Genomic DNA, 3945 nt, shown 5'->3' on the forward strand with positions numbered 1-3945 from the left:
AAGCTGATTCATGGCACGCCGTAAGGAAAACAAGGTCGACCTCTCCTCGTTCGACCAGGCCGGCGCGCGGGTCTTCGACAACCCGCTGGTCACCGAGGTCTCCGACTCCTACCTGGAGTACGCGTTCTCGGTCATCCACTCCCGCGCCCTGCCCGACGCGCGCGACGGCCTCAAGCCCGTGCACCGGCGCATCCTCTGGTCGATGTACGAGCAGGGCTACCGCCCCGACCGAGGGCATGTGAAGTCCGCACGCATCGTCGGCGACTGCTTCGTCGCCGGCACACTGGTCTCCACGCCCGATGGCCTGCGGCCAATCGAGGAGATCGAGGTCGGAGACCTCGTGCTGGACGGCGAGGGCGAGTCGGTCCCGGTTACCACCGTCTTTCGTAATCCGAATTCTGACCTCGTTCGCGTCACCTGGAGCAATGGGCACACGATGCTCGTCACCCCGGGCCAACGTTTCCGGGTGGTCGCGGATGACCTCTCCGTGCAGTGGGTCGAGGCTCGGGACCTTGCGGGACGCCTTGCGCTGGCCTATGGGAGCCGCCGTACTGAGGTGTCGCCGCATCCTGGCGACGTCTACGACTACGTGCGCGGGCTGCTGGTAGCCGAGGGTTTCCCGGTCGACCGGAACCGCACAGCGGACGGCCGGGTCCGCATCCACATGTGTGACATCGAGCCGCTTGATGTCGCTCATGGCTGGGCTATCGCCAGTGGATTGAACGTCTCCCGCGGAAAGCGTGAGGCTGCCAACCCCCGTCATCGCGACCAGCACATTTTGACTTTCAGCCGTAACCAAGGGCTGTTGGAGGTTACTGAGCCGCTCAGCCGTGACAAGCACGTGCCGCGCGACATCCTGGGCAACCGATCGGCGTGGGCGCCGTTCCTCGCTGGCTTCTTCGATGGCGACGGCTACGTCCGCAAGCGGTTCCGAGAGATGGTTTTCGTCAGCACCAGCAAGCTACTGGTGCGGCAGATATACGCCATGCTCGCCGACCTAGGTCTACACGGGCACTACTGGACCAGCGGTCGTCATTCTGATGGACACCCGCTTCACGGGCTCTCCGTATCCGGACGTGACGCCGCTGATCTCGCCCGGATGTTCCTGCCGTGGGTGCGAATCGGCTACAAGCACGATGGCCTGCAACGGGTTGCGAACATCGACTATCGGTATAGCGGCAAACAAGGCAATGACCGGTTGCCGTACGGCCCGGTGATGGCGGAGCTCACCGCAGCGCATCAGGGTGGCGGATGGTTTCGGGATCAGGCCGGACAGGCGTTTCGTGCCTCGCTCTCGGCAAGCGGCGGCCCGAAGGTGCGGTATGGCAAGGACCGCAACGGCAATCCGCTCGCCGAGCGGTCGTTCCAGTTGGAGCGGGCGGCCCGGGACGGCTGGGTCCAGAAACTCCACCGGCTCGGCTCGCCGCTCGCCGCTCGGCTGGATGCGCTGGTCGGTAGTGCTTTTCTGCGGGTCACCTCGGTCGAGGTGGTGCCGCCCGACGTCACGTATGACATCCAGGTGGGCAGTGACGAACACGCCTTCGTTGCTGAGGGCTACGTGGTGCACAACTGCATGGGTAAGTACCACCCCCACGGTGACACGGCGATCTACGACGCGATGGTCCGCCTCGCGCAGGACTTCTCGCTCAACGTGCCGCTCATCGACGGCCACGGCAACTTTGGATCCCAAGACGACGGTCCGGCTGCCTCAAGATATACAGAAGCGCGGATGTCCCGCGAGGCGATGCTGCTCGTCGGGGAGCTGGGCGAGGACACCGTCGACGTCGAGCCCAACTACGACGGGTCGTTGACGCAGCCCACCGTGCTGCCGGCCGCCTTCCCCAATCTGCTGGTCAACGGCGCGTCCGGGATCGCGGTCGGGATGGCCACCAACATGATCCCGCACAACCTCGCCGAGGTCGTCTCGGCGGCCCGCTGGCTGATCAACCACCCGGACGCCACCCTGGACAAACTCATGGAGTTCGTTCCCGGCCCCGACCTGCCCACCGGAGGCGTGCTGCTCGGCCTGGACGAGGTGCGCCGCGCGTACGAGACGGGGCGCGGCGTGGTGCGGATGCGCGGCAAGGTGGAGATCGGCCCGATCGAGGGCAGCCGGGGCCGCCAGGCGATCACCGTCGTCGAGTTGCCCTACGGCGTCGGCGCGGAGAAGGTCATCGCGGCGATCACCAACGAGGTCACCAAGACCAAGCGGCTGACCGGCATCGCGGACGTCAAGGACCTCACCGACCGGGAGAGCGGCACCCGGTTGGTCGTCGAGTGCAAGGTGGGGGTCAACCCGCAGGCGCTGCTCGCCGACCTCTACCGGTTGACCCCGCTGGAGCAGTCCTTCGGTGTCAACAACCTGGTGCTGGTCGACGGCCAGCCCCGTACCCTCGGGTTGAAGGCGCTGCTGGAGGTCTTCCTGGCCCACCGGTACGACGTGGTCACCCGGCGCAGCTCGTACCGCCGCCGTAAGCGCGAGGAGCGGCTGCACCTGGTCGATGGCCTGCTGATCGCTCTGCTGGACATCGACCGGGTGGTCCGGTTGATCCGCGGCAGCGACGACGCGCAGGCTGCCAAGGACGGGCTGATGAGTCAGTTCGGCCTCTCCGACATCCAGGCGACCTACATCCTGGACACTCCGCTGCGCCGCCTGACCAAGTACGACCGGATCGAGCTGGAGGCGGAGCAGGAGCGGCTGCGCGCCGAGATCACCGAGCTGTCCACGATCCTGGACGACGAGCGGGTGCTCAAGAAGCTGGTCTCCGACGAGCTGGCGGCCGTGGTCAAGCAGTTCGGCACCGAACGGCGGACGACGCTCGTCGACGGCGACCTCAAGGAGGTGCTCGCGGCGTCCGCGCCGGCCGGCCCGCTGGAGGTCGCCGACGACCCGTGCCAGGTCATCCTCTCCGCGACCGGGCTGGTCGCCCGGACCGCGGCCGAGTCGGAGGAGAGCGCCGAGGGGCGCCGGCGCAACGGCCGGGTCAAGCACGACACCGTACGCGCGATCGTGCACTCCACCGCCCGTGGTCGGGTGCTGCTGGTCACCAGCGCGGGTCGCGCCTTCAAGATCGACGTACTGCCGCTGCCGGTGCTGCCCGAGCAGGCCGGCACGGTGTCGCTGCGCGGCGGCATGTCCGCCGCCGAGCTGGTGCCGCTGGAGGCGGGGGAGACCGTGGTCGGTCTGGCGCCGCTCGGCGGTGCGGCGGACACCTCACCCGGGCTGGCGCTGGGCACCCGACAGGGTGTGGTGAAGGTGTGCGCGCCGGAGTGGCCGGTGCGGTCCGACGAGTTCGACGTGATCGGCCTGCGCGACGGTGACGAGGTGGTCGGGGCGACCTGGCTGACCGACGGCGCCGAGACGCTCACCTTCGTCACCTCGGAGGCGTCGTTGCTGCGTTTCGCCGCCGGGCTGGTGCGCCCGCAGGGCCTCAAGGGCGGCGGGATGGCCGGCATCAACCTGCCGGCCGGGGCCCGGGTGGTGTTCTTCGGCGCGGTACGCACCGACGACGCGGGGCACGGCGAGCCGATGGTCGTCACGTCCACCGGGGCGACGGTCAAGGTGACGCCGTTCAAGGCGTACCCCGCGAAGGGCCGGGCGACCGGCGGCGTCCGCGCGCACCGCTTCCTCAAGGACGAGACCGACGTCGCCGTCGCCTGGGTGGGGCCGCGCCCGGTCGGCGCGACCGGCACCGGTGAACCGGTGGAGCTGCCGGCAGCCGACCCCCGCCGCGACGGCAGCGGCTTCGCCGTGATGCTGGGCCCAACGGTGGTAGGCCACCTCATCGAACGCGACTAACCCCACCCCCCAACTCGTTGATCATGAAGTTATTGCCGCGACACGCCGATGGCGGTGGCAACAACTTCATTTTAAAAGCCGGGGGGGGGGGGGGGTGGGGGTTTTGGGGTTGGTTGTGGGGGGCGTACCCCCGTGGGGCCCGCCTA

The 3945-nt window shown here is 68.4% G+C and carries 1 protein-coding gene and 2 pseudogenes; all 3 read left to right on the forward strand.

All coding sequences use genetic code 11. The features are described from left to right. Nucleotides 1–10 precede the first annotated feature (10 nt). Nucleotides 11–265, forward strand: a pseudogene (locus AB0J68_RS28605) (DNA gyrase subunit A); the annotation flags it as partial. Further along, a pseudogene (locus AB0J68_RS28610) lies at nucleotides 239–1072 on the forward strand (LAGLIDADG family homing endonuclease); the annotation flags it as partial. The pseudogenes AB0J68_RS28605 and AB0J68_RS28610, both read left to right, overlap by 27 nt. Before the next feature lie 144 nt (nucleotides 1073–1216). Further along, a complete protein-coding gene (locus tag AB0J68_RS28615) occupies nucleotides 1217–3799 on the forward strand; it encodes a DNA topoisomerase (ATP-hydrolyzing) (RefSeq protein WP_354855120.1) in 2583 nt (860 codons plus the stop codon). Nucleotides 3800–3945 lie beyond the last annotated feature (146 nt).

Source organism: Micromonospora sp. NPDC049580 (assembly GCF_040675595.1).
In the GTDB taxonomy this organism is placed as follows: Bacteria; Actinomycetota; Actinomycetes; order Mycobacteriales; family Micromonosporaceae; genus Micromonospora.